This is a genomic window from Sphingomonas sp. UYAg733 (assembly GCF_054057355.1).
Map to the genome: position 1 here is coordinate 13,148 of NZ_JBSRZE010000003.1, position 22,850 is coordinate 35,997.

At 65.1% G+C, this 22,850-nt stretch carries 20 protein-coding genes and 1 pseudogene; 14 read left to right on the forward strand and 7 right to left on the reverse strand.

Going from position 1 to position 22,850, the window contains the following annotated elements; all coding sequences use genetic code 11:
* Window positions 1-9: 9 nt before the first annotated feature.
* Complete coding sequence (locus tag ACVWZA_RS07455) at window positions 10-273, reverse strand: hypothetical protein (RefSeq protein ID WP_457310562.1); 264 nt, start codon at window positions 271-273, stop codon at window positions 10-12.
* A 251-nt stretch (window positions 274-524) separates the two neighbouring features.
* Window positions 525-1,322 carry a ceramidase domain-containing protein gene (locus tag ACVWZA_RS07460; RefSeq protein WP_457310563.1) on the reverse strand — a complete coding sequence of 266 codons (798 nt, stop codon included), beginning with the start codon at window positions 1,320-1,322 and terminating at the stop codon, window positions 525-527.
* Between the two features lie 177 nt (window positions 1,323-1,499).
* On the opposite strand from ACVWZA_RS07460, the gene ACVWZA_RS07465 reads away from it, so the two are divergent.
* Together ACVWZA_RS07465 and ACVWZA_RS07470 are read left to right on the forward strand one after the other, a co-directional pair.
* Window positions 1,500-2,933 (forward strand): serine hydrolase domain-containing protein, encoded by a 1,434-nt coding sequence (locus ACVWZA_RS07465; protein WP_457310564.1) that lies wholly within the window; start codon window positions 1,500-1,502, stop codon window positions 2,931-2,933.
* The gene (locus tag ACVWZA_RS07470; RefSeq protein ID WP_457310565.1) at window positions 2,930-4,324 is read left to right on the forward strand and encodes a leucyl aminopeptidase family protein; all 1,395 of its coding nucleotides are present in this window, start codon (window positions 2,930-2,932) and stop codon (window positions 4,322-4,324) included. Before ACVWZA_RS07465 ends, ACVWZA_RS07470 begins: the two co-directional genes overlap by 4 nt.
* 408 nt (window positions 4,325-4,732) lie before the next feature.
* Here the strand turns inward: ACVWZA_RS07470 and ACVWZA_RS07475 are convergent, their stop codons facing one another.
* Together ACVWZA_RS07475 and tpiA are read right to left on the reverse strand one after the other, a co-directional pair.
* Window positions 4,733-4,879, reverse strand: a complete 147-nt coding sequence (locus ACVWZA_RS07475) for a hypothetical protein (RefSeq protein WP_457310566.1) — start codon at window positions 4,877-4,879, stop codon at window positions 4,733-4,735.
* Between the two features lie 82 nt (window positions 4,880-4,961).
* Window positions 4,962-5,714 carry a triose-phosphate isomerase gene (tpiA, locus tag ACVWZA_RS07480; protein WP_457310567.1) on the reverse strand — a complete coding sequence of 251 codons (753 nt, stop codon included), beginning with the start codon at window positions 5,712-5,714 and terminating at the stop codon, window positions 4,962-4,964.
* A gap of 150 nt (window positions 5,715-5,864) precedes the next feature.
* Between tpiA and ACVWZA_RS07485 the strand changes: the two genes are divergently transcribed.
* On the forward strand, window positions 5,865-7,811 hold the full coding sequence (locus ACVWZA_RS07485) for a SurA N-terminal domain-containing protein (protein WP_457310568.1): 1,947 nt from the start codon (window positions 5,865-5,867) through the stop codon (window positions 7,809-7,811).
* A 100-nt stretch (window positions 7,812-7,911) separates the two neighbouring features.
* Window positions 7,912-9,363 (forward strand): anthranilate synthase component I, encoded by a 1,452-nt coding sequence (gene trpE / locus ACVWZA_RS07490; protein WP_457310569.1) that lies wholly within the window; start codon window positions 7,912-7,914, stop codon window positions 9,361-9,363.
* A 52-nt stretch (window positions 9,364-9,415) separates the two neighbouring features.
* On the opposite strand, the gene ACVWZA_RS07495 is transcribed toward trpE, so the two are convergent.
* Window positions 9,416-9,826 (reverse strand): hypothetical protein, encoded by a 411-nt coding sequence (locus tag ACVWZA_RS07495; RefSeq protein WP_457310570.1) that lies wholly within the window; start codon window positions 9,824-9,826, stop codon window positions 9,416-9,418.
* A gap of 233 nt (window positions 9,827-10,059) precedes the next feature.
* On the opposite strand from ACVWZA_RS07495, the gene ACVWZA_RS07500 reads away from it, so the two are divergent.
* From ACVWZA_RS07500 to moaC, 5 genes are read left to right on the forward strand one after another with little or no spacing between them, the layout of a single operon-like run.
* On the forward strand, window positions 10,060-10,752 hold the full coding sequence (locus ACVWZA_RS07500; protein ID WP_457310571.1) for a phosphodiester glycosidase family protein: 693 nt from the start codon (window positions 10,060-10,062) through the stop codon (window positions 10,750-10,752).
* Window positions 10,753-10,762: 10 nt separating this feature from the next.
* Window positions 10,763-11,362 carry an anthranilate synthase component II gene (locus ACVWZA_RS07505; protein WP_457310572.1) on the forward strand — a complete coding sequence of 200 codons (600 nt, stop codon included), beginning with the start codon at window positions 10,763-10,765 and terminating at the stop codon, window positions 11,360-11,362.
* Window positions 11,359-12,354: an anthranilate phosphoribosyltransferase gene (gene trpD / locus ACVWZA_RS07510; protein WP_457310573.1), complete on the forward strand. Its 996-nt coding sequence runs from the start codon at window positions 11,359-11,361 to the stop codon at window positions 12,352-12,354. Before ACVWZA_RS07505 ends, trpD begins: the two co-directional genes overlap by 4 nt.
* Window positions 12,351-13,136, forward strand: coding sequence for an indole-3-glycerol phosphate synthase TrpC (gene trpC, locus ACVWZA_RS07515; RefSeq protein ID WP_457310574.1), 786 nt, complete (start codon window positions 12,351-12,353; stop codon window positions 13,134-13,136). Before trpD ends, trpC begins: the two co-directional genes overlap by 4 nt.
* Window positions 13,133-13,600, forward strand: a complete 468-nt coding sequence (moaC, locus tag ACVWZA_RS07520; RefSeq protein WP_457310575.1) for a cyclic pyranopterin monophosphate synthase MoaC — start codon at window positions 13,133-13,135, stop codon at window positions 13,598-13,600. Before trpC ends, moaC begins: the two co-directional genes overlap by 4 nt.
* A 58-nt stretch (window positions 13,601-13,658) precedes the next feature.
* On the opposite strand, the gene ACVWZA_RS07525 is transcribed toward moaC, so the two are convergent.
* Window positions 13,659-15,608, reverse strand: a complete 1,950-nt coding sequence (locus ACVWZA_RS07525; protein WP_457310576.1) for a hypothetical protein — start codon at window positions 15,606-15,608, stop codon at window positions 13,659-13,661.
* A gap of 170 nt (window positions 15,609-15,778) precedes the next feature.
* On the opposite strand from ACVWZA_RS07525, the gene ACVWZA_RS07530 reads away from it, so the two are divergent.
* Both ACVWZA_RS07530 and lexA read left to right on the forward strand, forming a co-directional pair.
* Complete coding sequence (locus tag ACVWZA_RS07530; RefSeq protein ID WP_457310578.1) at window positions 15,779-16,969, forward strand: molybdopterin molybdotransferase MoeA; 1,191 nt, start codon at window positions 15,779-15,781, stop codon at window positions 16,967-16,969.
* A 56-nt stretch (window positions 16,970-17,025) separates the two neighbouring features.
* Window positions 17,026-17,691, forward strand: a complete 666-nt coding sequence (gene lexA, locus ACVWZA_RS07535; RefSeq protein ID WP_457310579.1) for a transcriptional repressor LexA — start codon at window positions 17,026-17,028, stop codon at window positions 17,689-17,691.
* Here the strand turns inward: lexA and ACVWZA_RS07540 are convergent.
* Window positions 17,669-19,852 (reverse strand): annotated as a pseudogene (locus ACVWZA_RS07540) (ComEC/Rec2 family competence protein); the annotation flags it as partial. The gene lexA and the pseudogene ACVWZA_RS07540 sit on opposite strands and share 23 nt — an antisense overlap.
* A 36-nt stretch (window positions 19,853-19,888) precedes the next feature.
* On the opposite strand from ACVWZA_RS07540, the gene gltX reads away from it, so the two are divergent.
* The 3 genes from gltX to ACVWZA_RS07555 are packed head-to-tail and all read left to right on the forward strand — an operon-like array spanning window position 19,889 to window position 22,845.
* Window positions 19,889-21,331 carry a glutamate--tRNA ligase gene (gltX, locus tag ACVWZA_RS07545; RefSeq protein ID WP_457310864.1) on the forward strand — a complete coding sequence of 481 codons (1,443 nt, stop codon included), beginning with the start codon at window positions 19,889-19,891 and terminating at the stop codon, window positions 21,329-21,331.
* Between the two features lie 42 nt (window positions 21,332-21,373).
* Window positions 21,374-22,660: a citrate synthase gene (locus ACVWZA_RS07550; protein WP_457310580.1), complete on the forward strand. Its 1,287-nt coding sequence runs from the start codon at window positions 21,374-21,376 to the stop codon at window positions 22,658-22,660.
* Window positions 22,657-22,845: a hypothetical protein gene (locus ACVWZA_RS07555; protein ID WP_457310581.1), complete on the forward strand. Its 189-nt coding sequence runs from the start codon at window positions 22,657-22,659 to the stop codon at window positions 22,843-22,845. The genes ACVWZA_RS07550 and ACVWZA_RS07555 overlap by 4 nt, the downstream gene beginning before the upstream one ends.
* The last annotated feature ends 5 nt before the right edge of the window (window positions 22,846-22,850 follow it).

Here is a 22,850-nt window from a genome sequence, read left to right on the forward strand (position 1 = left end):
ATCGGCGAATCAGCCCTTGTTGACGAGTCCGCCAAGGCCGTCGACGATGCTTCCGGCGAACACGCCGCCGGCCAGCGCCGTTATCGTCGTGGCGAAGAAGCCAGCCTCGCCGATCACCGGGTGGAACACGGTCGCGGCGACGATGCCGCCGATCGCGCCCGCCAATCCGACGATCCACCACCAGGGATCGGGCTGCGGCGGCCGGGGCCCGCGCCACCAGCCGGGCCATTTGGTCCCGCACCAACCGATCATCGCCAAGAATGCATATTCCATTGACAGCCTCCCTGCTTTGACGGGCACCGGCTTGTCTCGACCATGCCCGGCAAACATCATCCTCTCATTGGAGACTGATTCAAGGAGAGTTGAGACCGATCCGGTTTTGATTTACAGGATACTTGGCGTGAACAAGACTTAACTTGCGAGGGACGCTCGACTTAGGGCTGTTTGAAAATTCGCGACAGAGCGAATTTAGGACGGTGCCAGCACCGCCAAATGCGCCTGCAGGCGCGTTTCCAAACAGACCCTTACTCGATCGTCGTCGATCGCCGTTCGCTGCGATAATAGCTGAAGGTCAGCCACAAGGACGTCGCGCCAAGCAGGTGCCAGACCGCATGTCCTTGCACCAGGCTGTGCGGCGAACAGACCAGGCCGTGCTGGTCGAGGTTCCAGAGGGTGAAGGCGATCGCCTTGGCGAGGATGCCACCGAAGTAGAACCCGACCTTCACCTGTGGCCGCTTCGGGCGGGCGAACGCCAGTTCGACGATGATCGCGGTAATCAACAGCACCGCGAACAGCCAGCGCCGGACCTCCGGTACCGCGATCAACAGCGCGACGAGCGCGGCGCAGAGCAGGACATACAGTGCGATCGCCCGCCGATCGGGAATGCGCAGCCAGCGGCTCAGCGCGCTGACCAGCATGAACGAGCCGACCAGATACATGCCGAGTACGTCGAAAAACTGGCCCCACAAGGTCAGCGTCGCATGGAGCAGGACCGACCCCAGCCCGACCGAGATCGCGGTGATCCCGAACGCGATCGCGGCGACCGGCGGCATCGCCGAAGCCCAGCCCTTGCCGCGCGCCAGCACGATCATCAGAAAACCGACAAAGACATAGCCATAGGACGACCAGCTGTTCGCCGGCTGCACGATCAGCGCGCCGAGCCGCGGCAGCTCGCAGAAGCAGCGTGTCGCGGTGCAGGTGGCGGGCGCATAGGCCGCCCAGTCGGGGCCAAGCTGCAACAGCAGCAGCACGATGCCAAGCGCCGAAAGCGCGGCGAGCGCGAGCGCGGTCAGCACATGGCGCGATGTGATGGTCCGATCCAAGTCCTGCCCCTATCTTGTTCTGTTATGGGCGAAGGCTAGGCCGGTTAAGCGATAACGCCAACCGCGATCGTGCGGGGCTGTCGGGCGGGCCTGTCGGACGGGCCTGTCGGACGGGGGCTGGCAGTGAAGGCGCGGCTCGTGCATCTAAGGCGTTTCCGCTTTTGCCCGAGGATTTCGATGACCCCCCGCCCTTCGATGACTCCCCGCCCCCAGTTCGCGCGTCCGCTGCTTGCTCTCGCCCTGCTGACCGCCGCGCCCGCCGCCTATGCCCAGGCGCTGACACCGGCCGAAACCACCCAGGTCGATACGCTTGTCACCGAAACGCTCGCGAAAAGCGGCGCCCCCTCGGCCTCGATCGCGATCGTGCGCGGCGGTGAGATCGTCTTCGCCAAGGCTTATGGCAGGCAATCGGAGACGATGAAGACGGCAAACCCGGACGCGCCGTACCAGATCGCGTCGGTGTCCAAGCAGTTCACCGCCGCTGCGCTGCTGCTGCTTGAGAATGAGGGCAAGGTGAACCTTGACGACAAGGTGTCGAAATATCTCCCCGACATCACCGGCGGCGACACGATCGCGCTGCGCCAGTTGCTCAGCCATACATCGGGCCTGCAGGATTACTGGCCGCAGGATTACAGCTTCAAGGCGATGGCGACCCCGGTAACGCCACAGGGCATCGTCGATCGCTGGGCGAAGAAACCGCTCGACTTCGCGCCCGGCGCGCAGTGGCAATATTCCAACACCGGTTATGTCGTGGCGGGCATGATCGTCGAGAAGGTCGCGGGCGAGCCGTTGCTGTCCTATCTCGATCGCAAGATTTTCAAGCCGCTCGGGATCAAGGCGATGGATCAGGATCTGGCGATCGGCAAAGCCTATCCACAGGGTTATGGCCGCAACGCGCTCGGGCCGGTGCGGGTCGTCACGCCGGCGGCGCATGGCTGGTTGTTCGCAGCCGGAGAATTGTCGATGAGCGCGCGCGACCTCGCCAAATGGAACGTCGCCCGGCTCAACCGCAGCGTACTGCCGGCCGAGGACTGGGCGGCGCAGGAAACCGCGGTGCGGCTGACCGACGGATCGACCAATGGCTATGGCCTGGGCGTGTTCACCGGCACTACCAATGGCCGGCGTTATGTCGAGCATAGCGGCGAGGCGGTCGGCTTTCTCAGCGAGAACATCGTCTATCCCGACGACAAGGCGGCGGTGACCGTGTTGACCAACACCTGGTCGGGCGACGCCTTCACGCAGATCGCACAAGGGATCGTCAAAACGATCCTGCCGCCGCCGCCGGCAGACGCAGCCGACACGGCCGCCGCGATCAAGGTCCGTCAGGTGTTCGATCAGCTGCGCGGCGGCACGCTCGACCGCAGCCAATTGACCGAGGATGCCGATTTCTACTTCACCCCGGTCGTGCTGGCGGATTTCAAGGCGAGCCTGGCCCCACTTGGCGAGCCGACCGCGTTCGCCCAGACCGGAAAGGCGCGATTGCGCGGCGGCTTCGTCAATCGCAACTACCGCGTGACCTATGCCGAAAAAACGCTCTCGGTCAGCACCTATACCGAGCCCCGCGATGGCGGCCGGATCGAGCAGTTCCTCGTCAACGAGACGCAAAAATGACCGATTTCAAGACCTTGTTGCAGCCCGATCGCGGCCAGCCCGTACGTTTGATCCATATCGTCCATCCCGACGCCTTCGCCGCCTGGCTGGCCGACCAACCGGTCCGGGTGCGGACTGCGGCCGCAGCGCACCGGCTCACTGGCAAGGCCGGCAATCGCGCCGTGCTGCCCGGCGACGGGCCGGAGGACTGGTCGGCATTGCTGGTGTGCAACGAACCGGCGAGTTCGCCGTGGCGGATCGCATCGCTCGGCGAAACGCTGCCCGAAGGGACTTATCGGCTCGCATCCGGCGAGCCCGGTGCGGCGATGCTCGGCTGGTTGCTCGCGCAGCATCGCTTCGAACGCTATCGTAAAGGGGACAGCCATGGACCACGCATCCTGCTGACCGGCGAACCGGCCAAGATCGAGGAGATGGTGCGCCTCGCCACGGCCACCGCGCAGGTGCGCGATCTGGTCAATATCGCCGCCGCCGATCTCGGCCCGGCCGAGCTGGAGGCCGAGGCAGCTGCCATGGCCAAGACACATGGCGCGACCCTCACCGTGACCAAAGGCGAGCCGCTCGCCAAGGGTTATCCGATGATCCAGGCGGTCGGCCAGGCCGCCGCCAAGGGCCGCGAGCCACGGTTGATCGAACTCGAATGGGGCGACCCGAAGAACCCGCGCATCGCGTTGATCGGCAAGGGCGTGTGTTTCGATTCGGGCGGGCTCGACATCAAGCCGAGTTCGGGCATGCGGCTGATGAAGAAGGATATGGGCGGTGCCGCGCACGCGCTGGCGCTGGCCGGGCTGGTGATGGCGGCGCGGCTCAAGGTGCGGCTCCATTTGCTCATTCCGGCGGTCGAGAACAGCATTGCCGGCAACGCTTTCCGGCCCGGCGATGTGCTTGCGACGCGCAAGGGGCTGACGGTTGAGAATACCAACACCGATGCCGAAGGACGGCTGGTGCTGGGCGACGCGATCACCAAAGCGGCGGAGGGCGCCGATGGTGTGGGGCCGGAACTGATCATCGACTTCGCCACCCTCACCGGCGCCGCGCGTGTTGCGCTCGGGCCCGATCTGCCGGCGACATTCGTCAACGACGAACCGCTTGCCGAAGCCCTGGTCGCGGCGGCGGTGGCGGTTGGCGACCCGTTATGGCGCATGCCGCTCTGGGATGGTTATGACGATCTGCTCAAGTCCGACATCGCCGACATGGTCAATTCGGCCGATAGCGGTTTTGCCGGCGCAACCACTGCGGCGCTGTTCCTGCGCCGTTTCGTGCCCGAAGGCACCGCCTGGGCGCATCTCGACACCTTCGCCTGGCGGCCAACGGCCAAGCCGGGCCGACCCAAAGGTGGCGATGCGCTCGGCCTGCGGGCGACCTGGGCGGTGTTGAAAGCGCGCTACGGCTGATCTTTGCTTGCCACGGCTCCAAGCGCGGGGTGTTCAGTGTTCCGTCCGCTATACAGACTGAACATTGAACACCGGACGCGCTCCATCGCCCGCTGGTAGCGCTGATTCAAACGATCCACGACTCGTGTCAGCGGTCGGCCATTGCGCCAGCCAGACTCGGATCCAGGGGATCGGGGTAATGGGGGAGGCTGCCTCGATCGTTTCATCACCGAGACTCTACCTCCCCGCGTTGATGATCTATCCCAACCGCCGTTCGTTTCGAGCGTAGTCGAGAAACCTTGCGCAGCGTTCGTGGCTTGTTTCTCGACTACGCTCGAAACGAACGGAGTTTGGATGAGTTGGCCGCGCTATACCGACGGCGCCCGCCCTATCCCTCGCCCGAAAACCCAGCGTTCAATGTTCAACCCATCAAAATGTATAGGCATTTGAAGGGTTGAACAACGGCGTGAACTTGAAATTCGACAAGGCGATATCGACGCGCTTCGACCGCGTATTCGCCGATGCCGGCGCGACGACGAACGAGGCGAGAATGACGGCGGCGAGCAAGGTTTTCATCGGACGACTCCGCAAGACCACGCCTTGCGCCACAATATACCATTTCACCGACCAAGGCATGGCGCGCGGCAAGCAGCCGCAGTTAGAGCGGCATACGGGCTCCCGCCTCTATGATCGGTACAAACTTCGCCGCCGTCAGGCTCGCCCCGCCGACCAGCGCACCATCGACATCGCCCGAGCCAAGCAGATCCATCGCATTCTCGCCGGTCACCGACCCGCCATAGAGCAGCCGCACGGCATCAGCCTCCTCACCGATCAGCGCGCGCAATTTGGTGCGGATCGCGCCGTGCATCGCCGCCACATCGGCAACCGTCGGCGTTCGTCCCGTACCGATCGCCCAGACCGGTTCATAAGCGATCGACAACCAGGCCGCGCCCGCTGCGTCCGGCAGGGAGCCAGCCAATTGCCCGGTCACCACCGCCTTGGCCTGCCCCGCATCGCGTTGCTCCAGCGTCTCGCCCACGCACAGGATCGCGTTCAGCCCAAAACGATGCAGCGCTTCGGCCTTGGCCTTCACCTCGGCATCACTTTCATGCTGATCGGCGCGTCGTTCGCTATGCCCGACGATCGAGAAACGCGCGCCCGCCTCGCGGATCATCGCCGCCGAGATGCAGCCGGTATGCGCGCCCTTGTCGGCGGCATGGACGTCCTGCGCCCCAATCGCGAGATCGGGACCGCGCGCCGACGCCGCGGCGATCAGGGTCGCGGGCACGGCTATCGCGACATCGACGCCGGGATTCGCGGCGGCCGCTGCGGCGATGCCGTCCAGCTCGGCCAGCGCCGCCAGATCGCCGTTCATCTTCCAATTGCCCGCGATCAGTTTGCGTCGTGTCATCTGCGCCCTCCAAAACTCTCCCCGTCCGATAGAGTGCTCCCGCTCGACTCCACAAGCCCGTCTCCTCTGGCCCGACTCCACACGCTTGAAGCGGCGCGATGCTGCCCGTAAAGCAATCACGAATCCGCGTGTCCAACAGATCGGTCTCCCATGCTCAGCCTTATTCGCCGCCTGATCAATTCGAAGGTCGGCCTGTTCATCACCTTCGCCTTTCTCGCGATCATCGGGCTGGCGTTCGCGGCGGGCGACATCTCCGGAATAAACGGTCAGGCCGGCGCGCCGACGGGTGACACGGTGGCGACGGTCGGCAAGCAAAAACTGACCGAGACCGACTTGAGTATGCGTGCCGAGAACGAGATGGAAAATTTCCGTCAGCAGCAACCCGGGCTCGACATCGTGACCTTCGTCAACGCCGGCGGGCTCGACGGGGCGCTGAACCGGATGATCAACAATTTCGCCATGGAGCAGTTTGGCCAATCGCAGGGCATGGTGGTGAGCAAGCGCGTCGTCGATGGCCAGATCGCGAGCATTCCCGGCTTGCAGGGACTGGACGGCAAGTTCAGCCCGCAAATCTATCAGCAGCTCCTGATACAGAAGCGGCTGACCGATGCGCAGATTCGCGCCGATATCGCGCGTGAAACGCTCACGCAGCAGCTCATTTTTCCGATAAGCCGCGCCAGTCAGATCCCGCAGCAACTCGCTTTGCCCTACGCGTCGCTCCTGCTCGAGAAGCGCCATGGCGAAGTCGGTTTCATCCCGACCCAGGCGATGGGTGCAGGCGCGACACCGACCGATGCCGAGGTCGCGACCTTCTACAAACGCAACATCACGCGCTATACCATCCCGGAACGCCGTTCGATCCGTTACGCGATTGTCACGCATGACCAGCTCACCGCGTCGACCACCCCGACCGACGCAGAAATCGCCGCCGCCTATCAGGCGCAGCGCGCCAAATATGCCGCCACGGAAAAGCGCACGCTGGTCCAGGTGATCGTTGCCGATCAGGGCGCAGCCACCGCGCTGGCCGCCAAGATCAAGGCCGGCGCATCGATCGAAGCCGCCGCACGTGCCGCCGGGCTTGAGCCGGCCACGCTGACCGGCGTCGAAAAGGCCGCTTATGCCGGTCAAAGCTCACCCGCCCTCGCCGATGCCGCGTTCGGCGCGGCCCAGGGCGCTGTGGTCGGGCCGTTGCGCTCCTTGCTTGGCTTCAGCATCGTTCGGGTCGATGGCATCGAGAAGGTTGCCGGCAAAACGCTCGAACAGGCCAAGCCCGAATTGGTCCCCGCGCTGACCAAGGAAAAAACCACGCAAGCGATCGGCTCGATCCATGACGCGATCGACGATGCGATCTCCGGTAAGGCGACCTTCGACGAACTGATCGCCGGCCAGAAGCTGACCGCCAAGGCGACCCCGCCTTTGCTGTCCGACGGGCGCAATCCCGACGACGCGACGGTCAAGGCCGCACCGGACTTCCTGCCAGTGGTCGCCGCCGCCTTCGCCGTCGAGCAGGGCGACAGCCCGCAAATGGTGCCGATCGACCAGGAAGGCGGCTTCGCGGTGGTCACCCTTGAGCGTATCGTTCCAGCCGCAGCGCCGCCGCTCACCCAGATCCGCCCCGCCGTGGCACACGACTTCGCGATCGACCGTGCGCGCCGCGCCGCGCGTCAGGTCGCCGCCGCGATCGTCGCCAAGGTCAATAAAGGCATGCCGGTCACGCAGGCGTTCACCGAAAGCGGCGTGAAAGCCCCACCGGTCCAGAAGCTGGACGCGTCGCGTGCGCAGCTGGCCGCGGCGGGCCGCCAGGTTCCACCGCCGGTCGCGCTGATGTTCAGCATGACGGAAAAATCCGCCAAGTTGCTCGAGCTCGGTGAAAATCAGGGTTGGTCGATCGTCTATCTCCGCCAGATCGAGCGCGGCAACGCGACCAACCAGCCGGGCATCATCGCGGCAACCCGCAACGATCTGGGCAAGGTGATCGGCCGCGAGTATGTCGAACAGTTCAGCCAGGCAGTCCGCGCACAGGTCGGTGTGAAGAAGAATGCCAAGGCGTTCGACGCGGTAAAGGCCGCGTTGACCGGCCAGAGCAGCGCCAATTAATCCTGAGCTTTCCCGCGACGGCCCACTCGACGGCCCCCGCGATGGCCCCCGCGATGGCAGCGATCCGGTCGGCGCGCTGACGGCGGGCCGGCCGGCGCTGGTGTGGCGTCGTCAGATCGCCGACACCGAAACGCCGGTCGCCGCCGCGCTCAAGCTGATCGAGCCCGGTCGTGGCGACTTCCTGCTCGAATCGGTCGAGGGCGGCGCAATCCGCGGGCGGCACAGCCTGATCGGTCTGGCGCCCGACCTGGTGTTCCGTGCCAATGGCAACAGCGCGGAGATCAACCGTCACTGGCTGACCGATCGCGACGCCTTCACGCCCTGCGACACGCCGACGCTCGATACGCTGCGGACGCTGGTCGCCGATTGCCGGATGGATGTGCCGCCCGAACTGCCGCGCGCGCTGGCCTGTCTGGTCGGTTATTTCGGCTATGAGACCATCGGCCTGGTCGAAAAACTGCCGCGCCCCGATCATGATCCGCTCGGCTTGCCCGACATGATGTTCGTGCGCCCGACCGTCGTGCTGATCTTCGATCGCCTGGCCGACGCGCTGTTCCTCGTCGCGCCGGTATGGCCCGACGCAGCGCGTGATCCGGCCGCGATCGTCGCCGAAGCCGAGGAACGCATCGACGCCATTGCCGCACGGCTCGCCAGCGCCGGCCTCCCGCCGCCGGCACGCGCGATCGACCTGCCCGAAGCGATGCTTGAGCCGGTGCTGGCCCCCGGCCGCTATGGTGAGATGGTCGCCCGGGCGAAGGACTATATCGTCGCCGGCGACATTTTTCAGGTCGTCCTCGCGCAGCGTTTCACCACGCCTTTCACCCTGCCGCCGATCGAACTCTACCGCGCGCTGCGGCGCATCAATCCATCGCCCTTTCTCTACCATCTTGACTTGCCGGGCTTCGCGCTCACCGGATCGAGCCCGGAAATCCTAGTCCGCGTGCGCGACGGCGAGATCACCATTCGCCCGATCGCGGGTACGCGGCCGCGTGGCAAGACGGCGGAGGAGGATCAGGCCAACCGCGCCAGCCTGCTCGCCGACCCCAAGGAACGCGCCGAACATCTCATGCTGCTCGACCTTGGCCGCAACGATGTCGGCCGCGTCGCGGATGCCGGGACGGTCACCGTCACCGACAGCTATACGGTCGAATTCTACAGCCATGTGATGCACATCGTGTCGAACGTGGTCGGGCGGCTGGGCAAGGATCATGACGCGATCGACGCGATCCTGGCCGGCTTTCCCGCCGGCACGGTGAGCGGCGCGCCCAAGGTCAGGGCGTGCGCTATCATCGCCGAACTCGAATCCGAAAAGCGCGGCGCCTATGCCGGCGGGGTCGGCTATTTCTCGCCCGATGGATCGATGGACAGTTGCATCGTGTTGCGCACCGCGGTGGTCAAGGACGGCATGATGCATGTCCAGGCGGGTGCCGGCATCGTCGCCGATAGCGACCCGGTTTATGAACAGCGCGAGTGCGAGGCGAAGGCGGGCGCGCTATTCGCCGCCGCGCGCGAGGCGATCGCGCGTGCCGGAGAAGCCGGGTTCGGCCAATAATTGCGGTGGCGTGAAAGCGTCAGGCCAGTTGGATTGCAACCCGCCGATCCCTTCAGGGAACGCTCTGTTCCTGTCGTTTCTTTTCCACCTTTTCCGCGGTGTAGTCGCGCAGCATTTTTGTGATGCAACCGGTCTGGCCACCGGTGCCGACCGGCGAGCAGGTGTTGGGCAGGCCGCCGGCGACACGCCCGGCCTCGTCGATCGTCGCCGCGCGATTGACCCAGCTCTGGCTCGCCGCGTCGGGTTTCGATTCGCGCAGTGATTTGGGAATGCGATAGGGTTCCTCGATCGTGCCGCACACGACGATCTCGTCGCCGACCGCCGGTGGACATTTCTCGCCCTTGTCGAGCTGCACATTGCGGATACGCAGCGGAGACTTGCCGTTTTCGGCCGCCGGCCTGTCCTGCGCGAAGGTCGCGGCCGGTAGGGCGAGTAGCATCAAGGCTATCGGGAAACGGATCATTCGGTGCGACTCCTGTGGTGATACCAACGTCCCCCAACGTCGATTGATCCACCCTGAACGAAGCGTCCATCGGCGCTGATTGAGGCGGAAAACGGGCAGGAGTTTCATTTCATCACTGATATGATTGTAAGATGAAGCGATTCTCGAGCATCAAAAACGGATTTTGCTTCGCGGTGTTGCTCGCGACCGGATGCGATGCGAGCAGCGGTTCTCGCAATGGGGCGCCACCGGCCGTGTTTGCCAAACAAGGGGCCTGCGATTCGACGATATTCGACGATGTCCCCTTCACTATCTGCACCGCCAATCCGGCGGAACACAGCATCCAGCTCGCCGAGCTTGATGCGCAGGACAAGCCGATGCGCAGCTTTCGCCGACTCGAAGCGGTGTGGAGAAGCCGCCTCAACCCAATGGCGTTCGCGATGAATGCCGGCATGTATGACGATGCCGGTCTGCCGGTCGGCCTGTACGTCGAGCACAACAAGGAACTCCGGCCATTGAATCGGCGGCGCGGCACGGGCAATTTCCATATGATGCCCAATGGTGTCTTTTATGGCGACGACAGCGGCTGGCACGTGGCGACGACTGCCGCTTTTGCCGCGCGCGCGCCGGCATCGCTGCACTTCGCGACTCAATCGGGGCCGATGCTGGTGAACAAGGGAGCTTTTAATCCGGCGTTGGCCGAGAATGGCGAATCGCGCTTTATCCGTAACGCCGTCGGCATCAATCATGACGGGAAAGCATTTTTCGCGATCAGCGATGCTCCGGTATCCTTTGGCAAATTCGCGCGGTTGTTTCGCGATCGTCTGGATTGCCCGAATGCGCTGTACCTGGACGGCGCGGTATCGTCGCTCTGGGACATCGCCTCCGGCCGACGCGATGACGGCGTTCCAATCGGGCCGATTGTGGTGGTGCTGCAAACGCGCTAGCGGCGCGTGTATGATCCTGGTCATCGACAACTACGACAGCTTTACGTGGAACCTGGTCCATTATCTGATGGAGCTGGGTGCCGAGGTAAAAGTCGTGCGCAACGATGCGCTGACGGTGCGCGACGCGATCGCGAGCAATGCGCAGGCATTCCTGATTTCACCCGGGCCGTGCACCCCCAATGAAGCCGGTATCAGCCTCGACCTGGTCGCCGCGTGTGCCGAGGCATATAAGCCGCTGCTGGGGGTTTGCCTCGGCCATCAGGCGATCGGCCAGCATTTCGGCGGCAAGGTCGTGCGCGGCGGCCTGATGCATGGCAAGACCAGCCCCGTGTCGCATGACGGCACCGGCCTGTTCGAGGGGTTGCCCAGCCCGTTCATCGCGACGCGTTACCATTCGCTGATCGTCGAGGACGCGCCCGATACGCTGATCGTCAACGCGACCGCTGCCGATGGATCGGTGATGGGCGTTCGTCACGCGACGCTGCCGATCCACGGCGTGCAATTCCATCCCGAAAGCATCGCCACCGAACATGGCCATGCCTTGCTGGCGAATTTCCTGCGCATCGCGGGGCTTCCGGTAAAGACACTAACCGCAAAGGCGCCGGCGTGACGATACTCGCCCCGCTGCCCGATCCAAGCACGCCCTTGTCGCACGAAAGCGCGGCGCGGGCCTTTGCCGATATCCTCGATGCGAAGACGTCGGAGGAAGCGATCGCCGACTTCCTCATCGCGCTGACCGATCGCGGCGAAACCAGCATCGAGATCGCCGAGGCGGCGCGAGCGCTCCGTGCGCGCCTGATCCCGATCGCCGCGCCGGCCGGCGCGGTCGATGTCTGCGGTACCGGTGGCGACGGCCATCACACGCTAAACGTATCGACCGCCGTCTCGCTGGTCGTCGCGGCCTGCGGTATTCCGGTCGCCAAGCATGGCAATCGCGCCGCATCGTCCAAGGCGGGTGCGGCCGATACGCTTGAGGTGCTCGGGCTCGACATGGAACGCGCCGGTCTGCTGGCCGAGGCGAGCCTGCGCGATATCGGCATCGCGTTCCTGTTCGCCGGCAATCATCATCCGGCGATGAAGCGCATCACCCCCATTCGCAAGAAGATCGGTCGCCGGACGATCTTCAACCTGATGGGTCCGCTCGCTAACCCGGCGCGCGTCGGACGCCAGCTGATCGGCATCGCCCGGCCCGACTATGCGACCGTTTATGCCGAAGCGCTGGAACAGCTCGGCACCGAGGCGGCCCTGGTCGCGTCCGGCGAAGAGGGTCTCGATGAATTGTCCGGTGCCGGCCCCAGTGTCACGATCAGCGTCGGCAGCCTGAAGATGCCGGCGCGCATCACGCCCGAGGATGCCGGCCTGCCGCGTCATCCGATCGCCGCGATCCATGGCGGCGACCCGGCCTATAATGCCGCGGCGCTGCGCCGATTGCTCGCCGGCGAGACTGGCGGATATCGCGATGCCGTTCTGCTCAACACAGCCGCTGCTTTGATGGTCGCGGGTCATAACGATACGCTGAGCGACGGTGTCGATGCCGCGCGCGAGGCGATCGATTCTGGCGCGGCCAACGCGCTGCTCGACCGCTGGATCGCTTATTCATGACCGATATCCTCGACCGCATACTCGAGACCAAGCGCGCGGAGGTGACCGCGCGCAAGGCGACCACATCGCTATCCGAACTCGATGCGCGGCGCGCCGAACAAACACCGCCGCGCGGCTTTCGCGCCGCGCTCGACGCCAAGGCCATGACCGGCCACGCGCTGATCGCCGAAATCAAGAAGGCGAGCCCCTCCAAGGGCCTGATCCGTGCCGATTTCGATCCCCCTGCCCATGCCCGCGCCTATCAGGCCGGGGGTGCCGCTTGCCTATCGGTGCTCACCGACGAGCCATGGTTCCAGGGTGCTGACCATTATCTGACCGAAGCGCGCGCGGCATGCACGCTGCCCGTGCTGCGCAAGGATTTCATGGTCGATGTTTGGCAAGTGCCGGAGGCACGGTCGATCGGTTCCGATGCGATCCTGCTGATCATGGCCGCGCTCGATGACACGCTGCTCGCCGAGATCGAAGCGGCGGCGATCGAATGCGGCATGGACGTGCTGGTCGAGGTGCATGACGCCAAAGAACTCGACCGCGCGATGAAACTCCAGTCGCGGCTGATCGGCGTCAACAACCGAAACCTGCGCGATTTCACGGTGGATTTCGCACGCACCTATGAACTGGTGTCGAAGGCGCCGGCCGGTTGCACTTTCGTCGCCGAAAGCGGCCTCACGACACGCGCCGATCTCGACGCGATGGCCGAACGCGGCGTGAAATGCTTCCTGATCGGCGAGGCGCTGATGCGGCAGCACGATATCGAGGCGGCGACGCGGGCGCTGGTGGGGTGAGCGAACTCACCCATCTCGACCCGGCAGGCGCGGCGCATATGGTCGATGTGTCGGGCAAGGCGATCACCTTGCGTGAGGCCGTCGCCACCGGGCGCATCACCATGTCCGCCGCCGCGGTCAGCGCGATCCGCGACGGCGCGGCGGCCAAGGGCGATGTGCTCGCGGTTGCGCGGGTCGCCGGTATCATGGCGGCCAAGCGCACCAGCGACCTGATCCCACTCTGCCATCCCCTGCCATTGTCACGCGTCGCGATCGACTTGAAGATCGACGAAAGCAGCGTCGAGGCCACCGCGACCGCCACCACCGACGGCAAGACCGGGGTCGAAATGGAGGCGCTCACCGCCGTCTCCGTCACCCTGTTGACGATCTACGACATGGCCAAGGCGATCGATAAGGCAATGATCATCGGCAGTGTGCGCTTGTTGTCGAAGACCGGCGGCAAATCCGGAGACTGGTCGGCCTGAACGACCTGCGCGGTCGGCCCTGCCGATCGGCCGAGCCCGCCGCGCCTATCATACTGGATCAGCGGTCCCGGCCGCCGTGGCGATCGGCCCGCGGCGGTTCTGCCGGGCGTGCCGCGGCCGCCGGCCGCGTCGCGGCGCGCGCCTGCATCTGCGCTGCGCGTGCCTGAGCTTGTACCTGCTGCCGTTGCTCCTGAGCGGAACGAGCCTGCTCTTGAGCCTGTTGGCGCTGTTGAGCTTGCGCCGCGCGGGCCTGACCTTGCGCCGCCTGACGCTGCTGAGCCTGCATCGCGCGAGCCTGAGCCTGTTGGCGTTGTTGAGCCTGTGCCGCGCGGGCCTGGCCCTGGGCTGCCTGACGCTGCTGCGCTTGTGCCGAGCGATCCTGAGCTTGCTGGCGCTGCTGGACCTGTGCGGCGCGAGCCTGACCTTGAGCAGCCTGACGTTGCTGGGCTTGCACGGCGCGCTGCTGGACCTGCGCCTGACGTTGCTGCGCCTGTGCAGCGCGCACCTGCCCCTGTTGTCGCCGCTGAGCCTGGATTTGTGCCAGCGCCTGTCGACGCTGCTGCGCTTCGACGGCGCGCGCCTGACCCTGACGACGTTGTTCTACCTGCGTCCGCTGCGCCGCCACCCGGCCCTGTCGACGCTGTTCGAGTTGCGCGGCGCGTGCCTGGGATTGCGCTTGCTGGCGTTGACGTGCCTGTACGGCGCGGGCTTGCTGGTCATCCTGCGCCTGGGCGCGCCTTGCCTGTTGCGTCACCTGAACCGACCGATCCCGATCGAGCCCGGCACGGCGCTGTTGCATCGCCAGCGCGCGCGCCTGTCGATCGCGCTGCGCGGCATCGCCTGCCGCGACCTGCCGGGCGCGGTCACCCTGGCGACGCGCCGCGTCGGCCTGCCGTTGCGCCTGAAGGCGCTGTCGGTCGGCACCGTTGCGGCCCGCGAACCGTAGATCGTCCTGCTGCTGGCCCAGCGCGCGTTGCCGTTCGATCGCAGCGCGGCGCACATCGTCGTGTGTGTCGACCGGTCGTGCCGCCAAGGTGGCGACGCGACGGCGCTCGATCGCGACTGCGCGTTGGCGCTCGGCGCGGTCACCGGCAAAGCCGCGCGCGGCCGGGGCGTAGCGATTGGAGTCACGCGCCCAGGGCGCCTGCGTCCAGGCGGCAGGAATGGCGCGTGGAGGCGGCGGGGTGCGAAAGCGCTGATCGTGCCAGGTGTCGTAGCGCACGATATCGGCGCGACGGCGCACCTGTTCCTGACCCCAGTGGCGCCGTTGCCGCTGCTCTACGCCGGCATGGTAACGCTGCCAATCGGTCTCGCGCGAGCGCTCCGCCGACCAGCGCGTCCGCGCGACCACAATTGCATCGCGGCGCGCGGCCCAATTGGCGGCAACCACCGGACGACGCTGGCGCGACGATTGATAGAGATTGCGGCCGCGCTCGTAATAGCGCGCGGCATAATCCTGGCGTGGCCCATAAGAGCTATAAGGAAGGATCCCGCCGCCGGCGGCATAGACGACAGCAAGCTGACCATCGTCATAGCCATAGCCTTCATCGCCATCGCGCACGAAATAGGGCGAATCGGCGCCCGGGCGGTAATAATAATAGCGGTATCCGTCATCGATCGGCTCGGCAAAAGCGATCGAATCGTCATAGCCCTGCCAAGCCCAAGGCTCGACCTCGTCATAGTCGAAGCCGTAATCGGGCGGCGCGTCGCCGAGCGCGTCGGCAAAGCCCCAGGCATCGTCGGCATAGGCATAGGATTGGCCCGGGTCGGCCAGCTGCACCGCCCTTATCGGACGTGCCGCAGGAAGTGCCGCCACCGCCGCAGCGGGCCGGATAGCCGTTGCCGCGCCGGCCGCGAGCGGCAGCGTCGCCGGCAGTTCGGGCAATTGATAGGCAGCCTTGTCCCTGTCGGTCGCGGCCTCGGGATTGCATCCGGCAAGCATCAGCGACGCCGCAATGGCGATCGCGGCACTGGCCCGGCGAAGGCTCGGGTGTATTCGCTTGGTCATGGCATCCAACTCCTGGTGCGCCCCAAAGCGTGGAACATGGCGCAATGTTCCTGAACCCGGCGTGGCACGGTCGTTCATCGAGGGTCGGTGCTGCCGGGCTTGCATTTGTTCGCCTTGCTCTTGTTTAGCATGGTGGACGCGGGCGCGGCCTGCCGGGTACATCACCGCCTGTGAACCCACCCGCTCTTCTTCCTCTCGCCGAGGCCCAGTCGCGGCTTTTCGCGCTCGCGCCCCGCGTTTCGAGTGAAACCGTAACGCTGCGCGCCGCCGCCAATCGCTGGGCGGCGGCCGACATCGTCGCTTTGCGGACTCAGCCCGCCGCCGATCTTTCGGCGATGGACGGTTATGCGATTCGCTACGCCGACCTGCCCGGCCCTTTCACCCTGATCGGCGAAAGTGCCGCCGGCCGGCCGTTCGCCGGGGCTGTCGGCGCGAAAGAAACCGCTCGCATCTTCACCGGTGCGGCGATGCCCGAGGGCGCGGATACGGTGATGATCCAGGAGGAAGTCGCGCACGACGGGAATATCGTGACACTGGCCGGCGAAGGTCCGCGCCGGCTCGGCGGCAATACACGCGGCAAAGGGCTCGACTTCGCAACTGGCGACATCCTCGTGGCGCGTGGCGAACGCCTCACACCGGCGCGCATCGCGGTTGCCGCGACCGGTGGGCATGGCGCACTTCACGTAAGCCGATCGATCCGCGTTGCGATCGTTGCGACCGGCGACGAATTGACCGCGCCCGGTGCGGCGATCGGTAGCGCGGGCCTTCCCGAATCCAATGGCGTGATGCTCGCCGCGATGCTCGACGACTTGCCGGTCGAGGTGGTCGATTTCGGCATCCTGCCCGACCGTCTCGACGTGATGACCGCGGCCCTGGCGCGCGTCGATGCGGATATCCTCGTCACCACCGGCGGCGCGTCGGTCGGCGATCATGATCTCGTTCGCCCCGCACTCGAGGCCGCGGGGGGCATTATCGATTTCTGGCGTGTCGCGCTGCGCCCGGGCAAGCCGATGATGGCGGGGCGGCTCCGCGAAGCGATCGTGCTCGGCCTCCCCGGCAACCCGGTTTCCGCCTTCGTCACCGCAACGCTGTTCCTGCGCCCATTGATCGCCGCAATGGCCGGCGCGGCCGATCCGCTGCCGCGCACGACGCCGGCGATGCTCGGCGAAGCGCTCGCCGCCAATGACCATCGTCACGATTATCTGCGCGCGGAAACCCGTGATGGCCGGGTTTTCGCCTCGACGATCCAGGACTCGTCGATGCTCCGCACACTCTCGCGCGCCGACTGCCTGATCCTCCGCGCGCCCCATGCGCCCGCCGCCGCGACGGGCGAAATCGTCGATACTCTGCGCATCGCTTGACAAGCACGAGGAACATTGCGAAAACGTTCCCAGTCTGTTCCGACGGAGGAATTCGGATGTTAACGCGCAAACAGCATGAGCTGATCTGCTTCATCAGTGATCGTCTCGCCGAAACCGGCGTGTCGCCTTCGTTCGAGGAAATGAAGGAGGCACTTGATCTCAAGTCGAAATCGGGCGTGCACCGCCTGATCAGCGCGCTCGAGGAACGCCAGTTCATTCGCCGCCTGCCCAATCGCGCCCGCGCATTGGAAGTGTTGAAAGTGCCGGAACGCGGCGATGTCGCGCGCAAGACGCCTGCTTCACCGGCCAATATCCGGGTCCTGCCCGAACCCGCCAACGACGTGATCGAGATCCCATTGCACGGCCGCATCGCCGCCGGTGTGCCGATCGAGGCGTTCGAGGGCAGTTCGATGCTCGCTGTTCCCGCTGCATTGCTCGGTGGCGGCGAACATTATGCGCTCGAAGTGTCGGGCGACTCGATGGTCGAGGCTGGCATCCTCGACGGCGACTATGCGCTGATCCGCCGCGCCGATACGGCGCGCGACGGAGAAATCGTCGTCGCCTTGATCGACGATAGCGAGGCGACGCTCAAATATTTCCGCCGCGAAGGGGCGATGGTCCGGCTCGACCCGGCGAACCGGGCTTATGACGCGCAGCGTTATTCCCCGGCGCAGGTCCGCGTTCAGGGTAAGCTCGCCGGCCTTTTGCGCCGTTACGATTAATTTCAGTGCCGGGCGTCCGCCACGGGTGGCGGTCACCCGGCTGGTAGACGGTGGCGACACTGCCGCTGGAAAGCGTGATCGCGACGCCGCCGGTCTGTGCCAGGGTCGGCCGGTCGAGCTTCAGCCAGCGCGGTGTACAAGCCATAGGCAGGCGCCGATCGCTGATCACGATGTCCGCCCCTTTGCACGCCGCGATCAGCTCGCCAGCCGGCACCAGATAGGCGCTGCGCGTGGCGAGGATGCGCCAGGTCCGGCCGCCGATACGCCGCTCGGTCAGGCACAGATCGCGATTGCACCGCGCGTCGGGCTGATCTGACAGCAATAGCGGTTCGCCGTCGACCCCGCTATTTTCGGTGAGCATGTCTGACGTATAATCACCGACCCGGTCACGCAGCAAAGCCAGCCCGCCATTTGTCGTACGGATCGCGACGTGACGCCCGTCGCCGGTGATCAGCAGATCGGGTGCCGGCGTCATCAACGCCCACAGGATTCCGGCCGCAAGCGGAACCAGCCCGAGCCGCCGCCATCTCGTGCGCCACAAGGCAATCCATAATCCACCCAGCACCATCAACGCATAGGAGCCCGCAGGCATGGCTGGTAGTGCCGCGACCGACCCGGGCAGTCCGGCGGTCGTCCGCGCCAGCCATAACAACAGGTTGAGCGAATGGTCGGTAAGCCACCATAAGGGTGCGCCGAGGCTGGCGGTATCGAGCAACAGCGCCAGCGCTTCCAACGGCATCACGACGAACGTGGTCCAGGGAATCGCGACGATATTGGCCAGTGCGCCGTAAAAACCGGCCTTGTGAAAGTGGAACAACGCGATCGGCATCAGTGAAAATTCCACCGCGAGCCCGGTCAGGATCAGCGATCCGAGCCCCCTGCCGACCCTGGCGATCCAGCGCTCGCCGCGCGGCGCGAACCAGGATTTCACGCGCGGATGTTCGTGCAGCGCGACGATCGCGGTGATCGCGGCGAAGGATAGCTGGAAGCTCGGCCCGGCAAGCGCTTCGGGCCAGAGCAACACCACGACCACCGCACCGGCCGCGACCAGCCGCAAGGTCATCGCCTCGCGTCCCATCGCTAGCGCGGCGAGCACGAGTAGGGCCGCGACGCAGGAGCGGATCGTCGGCACCTGCGATCCGGTGAGCAGGGTGTAGCCAATCGCCGCCGCGGCACCGGCTGCCGCGGCGATCAGCGGCAAGCGGAAACGAAGGGCAAGCCAGGGGCTCAGCGCCAACAGCCTGAGGACCACCAGCATTGTCGCCGCCACAACCGCTGTGATGTGCAGTCCGCTGACCGACAATAGATGCGCAAGGCCGGAACGGCGCATCGCCTCCGCATCTTCCTCGGCGATCGCGCCCTGGTCGCCGGTCGCGAGTGCGCTGGCGATCCCGCCCGCGCTGCCATCGACGTGGCTCTGGATATGGCGCGAGAGCCGATCGCGCAGGCCCGCGCCCGGCGCGTCGCCCGCTGCGATCACCGCAATCGGCGCGAAGCCACGTCCCGTGCCGCCGATCCCGTCGAACCAGGCAACGCGGGCATAATCATAGGCCCCCGGCACCGCGGGTTGGGGCGGTGGCATCAACCGCGCTTTCAACCGGATCGTCGCGCCGCGCGTGAGCGCCGCGGGTACATCGTCCTCGGCCAGGTTTACGCGCACATGCTCCGGCAGCCTGGTCGGTTTTCGATCCGTCGGCTGATCGATCACCCGGATTGGCGCCAGCCGCAGCCGGACCAGTTCGCGCGCCGCCAGCGGTTCGATCGTCTCGACCCGTGCCTCGAACGCGACGATCGCTGGCCGCGTAAGCACGATCCCGGCGGCATCGCTCGCGCGCCACCACACCAGTGCGAGACCGAGCGCCATGGCCAGCGCACCGACGCCGACCGCCCTGCCCGCCCTGCCGCCGCATCCAACCGCAAGCGCCAGAAACGCCACCGCGCTCGCCACCAGTAATGCGGCGCGCCATGCCAGAGGATCGGGCAGTATCAGCCACGCCGTCACGCCAGCACCGACCGCTACCGGAAACCATAATATCAGCTGGTCGCGCTCAGCTTCGAGCCAGCGTTCTAGCGCATCGCGAATGACGGACACACGCCATCCCTGACCGATTTGAAGCGGCCAAGGTCGCGTGCTAGGGGCGTGGGCGGCTGAACTGGCCATCTGATCCAAGTCTGAAAGGATGCGCGCTTGAGCGCAATTGCTGATGCCACCACCCCGGGTATATCGGGGGGCATTTCGACGACAAAACCGGTCGTTACCCGTTTTGCACCGTCGCCGACCGGTTTCCTGCATATCGGCGGGGCGCGCACCGCATTGTTCAACTGGTTGTTTGCCAAGGCGAATGGCGGCAAATTCCTGCTGCGCATCGAAGATACCGATCGCGCGCGTTCGACTCAGCCGGCGATCGATGCGATTCTCGATTCGATGACCTGGCTTGACCTGAATTGGAACGGCGATGCTATTTTCCAGTTCGAGCGCGCGCCGCGCCATGCCGAGGTCGCGTATCAACTGCTCGCCTCGGGCCATGCCTATAAATGCTATGCCACCGCCGAAGAGCTGACCGCGCTGCGCGAAAGCCAAAGGGCCGCGAAGCTGCCGATGCGTTACGATGGCCGCTGGCGTGATCGCGATGCGAGCGAAGCGCCCGAAGGCACCCCCTTCGTGGTGCGGATCAAGGCCCCGAAGGATGGTGCAACGACGATCGACGACCAGGTCCAGGGCCCGGTCACCGTGCAAAATGCCGAACTCGACGATTTCGTCCTGCTCCGCTCCGACGGCACGCCGACTTACATGCTCGCGGTGGTGGTCGATGATCACGACATGGGCGTGACGCATGTCATTCGCGGCGACGATCATCTCAACAACGCGTTCCGTCAGTTGAGCGTGATCCGCGGAATGGGCTGGCCCGAACCAATCTACGCCCATGTGCCGATGATCCACGGATCGGACGGCGGTAAGCTGTCCAAGCGGCATGGCGCGGTCGGGGTCGATTCGTACCGTGACGAGCTCGGCATCCTGCCCGAGGCGCTGAACAATTATCTGCTTCGGCTCGGCTGGGGCCATGGTGACGACGAGATCATCAGCCGCGAACAGGCGGTCGAATGGTTCAGCCTTGCTGGCGTCGGAAAATCACCATCGCGGTTTGATTTGAAGAAGCTGGAGAACCTAAATGGTCATTACATCCGGCTCGCCGATGATGCGCGGCTGGCCGATATGGTGGCCGGCCGGCTCGACTTCGAACCCGACGCACGACAGCGCGATCTTTTGCGGCGCAGCATGGCAGCGCTGAAGCCGCGCGCCGCCAATCTGATCGAGCTGACCAGCGGTACCGCCTTCCTGTTTAATACCCGTCCCCTTGAAATCGACGCCGCGGCCGCCGACCTGCTGACCGCCGATGGGCGCAGAATTCTCGCACTTGCACATAGCAAGCTTGACGCGCTCGACGGCTGGGATACGGAGAAACTTGAAGACGCGGTTCGGCAGATTGCCGAGGAGGCGGGGACGAAACTGGGTCAGGTCGCGCAACCGTTACGCGCGGCATTGACCGGCAAGAAAACCTCGCCCGGGATTTTCGAAGTGCTCGATTTGCTCGGGCGTGACGAGAGCCTCGGTCGGATCGCCGATCAGATGGCCGCCTGACTCGTCTCGAGGGTTGGGCCGCAGAGAAAAAGGACGTAATCGATGAGCGACACCGCAAAGCTGAGCGTCGGCGGCAAAGATCTGGATTTTGCCGTGATGCCGGGCACCGTCGGCCCCGACGTCATCGATATCCGCAAGCTCTATGCCCAGACCGGCAAATTCACCTACGATCCCGGCTTCACCTCGACCGCAAGCTGCGATTCGGCGATCACCTATATCGATGGTGACGAGGGCATCCTGCTCCATCGCGGCTATACGATCGGCGAATTGTCCAAGCAGTCGAGCTTCATGGAAGTATCGTATCTGCTGCTCAACGGCGAACTGCCGACCAAGGCCGAACTGGACAATTTCAGCTACACCATCAGCCGTCACACCATGCTGCATGAGCAGCTCGCGACTTTTTATCGCGGTTTCCGCCGCGACGCGCATCCGATGGCGATCATGTGCGGCGTGGTCGGCGCGCTGTCCGCTTTCTATCATGACTCCGCCGACATCACCGATCCGCGCCAGCGGATGATCGCCAGCCACCGGCTGATCGCGAAAATGCCGACGATCGCCGCGATGGCGTATAAATATTCGGTCGGGCAGCCCTTCCTCTATCCCGACAACTCCTTGTCCTACACCGGCAATTTCCTGCGCATGACGTTCGGCGTTCCAGCCGAGGAATATGTCGTCAACCCGGTGGTCGAGCGCGCGCTCGATCGCATCTTCATCCTTCATGCCGATCATGAGCAGAACGCCTCGACCTCGACGGTGCGTCTCGCCGGTTCATCGGGCGCCAATCCCTTCGCGTGCATCGCGGCCGGCATCGCCTGTCTATGGGGTCCGGCACATGGAGGCGCCAACGAAGCCGCGCTCAACATGCTGCGCGAAATCGGCACGGTCGATCGGATTCCGGAATATATCGCCCGCGCCAAGGACAAGAACGATCCGTTCCGCCTGATGGGGTTCGGCCACCGCGTGTACAAGAACTACGATCCGCGCGCGACGGTGATGCAGGAAACCGTGCGTGAAGTGCTTGGCGAACTCGGCGTCACCGACCCGGTGTTCGACGTCGCGCTGAAGCTTGAGGAAATGGCGCTCAACGATCCGTATTTCATCGAGAAGAAGCTGTTCCCCAACGTCGATTTCTATTCCGGCGTGATCCTCTCGGCGATCGGTTTCCCGACGACGATGTTCACCGCCCTGTTCGCGCTCGCCCGCACCGTCGGCTGGGTCGCGCAGTGGAACGAGATGATCGCCGATCCAGAGCAGAAGATCGGCCGCCCGCGCCAGCTCTACACTGGCCCGGCGCAACGCGATTACGTCGCGGTCGAGAAGCGTTTATGAAACATGCCCTGCTGCTCGCCGGTATCGTCGTGGCGCTGATGGGCCTGTTCTTCTGCGCGCAGGGCAGCGGCATGATCATGTGGCCTTCGTCGAGCTTCATGCTCGCGAAAAGCCAATGGGTGATCTACGGCGCGATCATCGCGGCGTTCGGCGGCGGATTGATCGTCTGGTCGCGCCGGCTCTGAGCCGG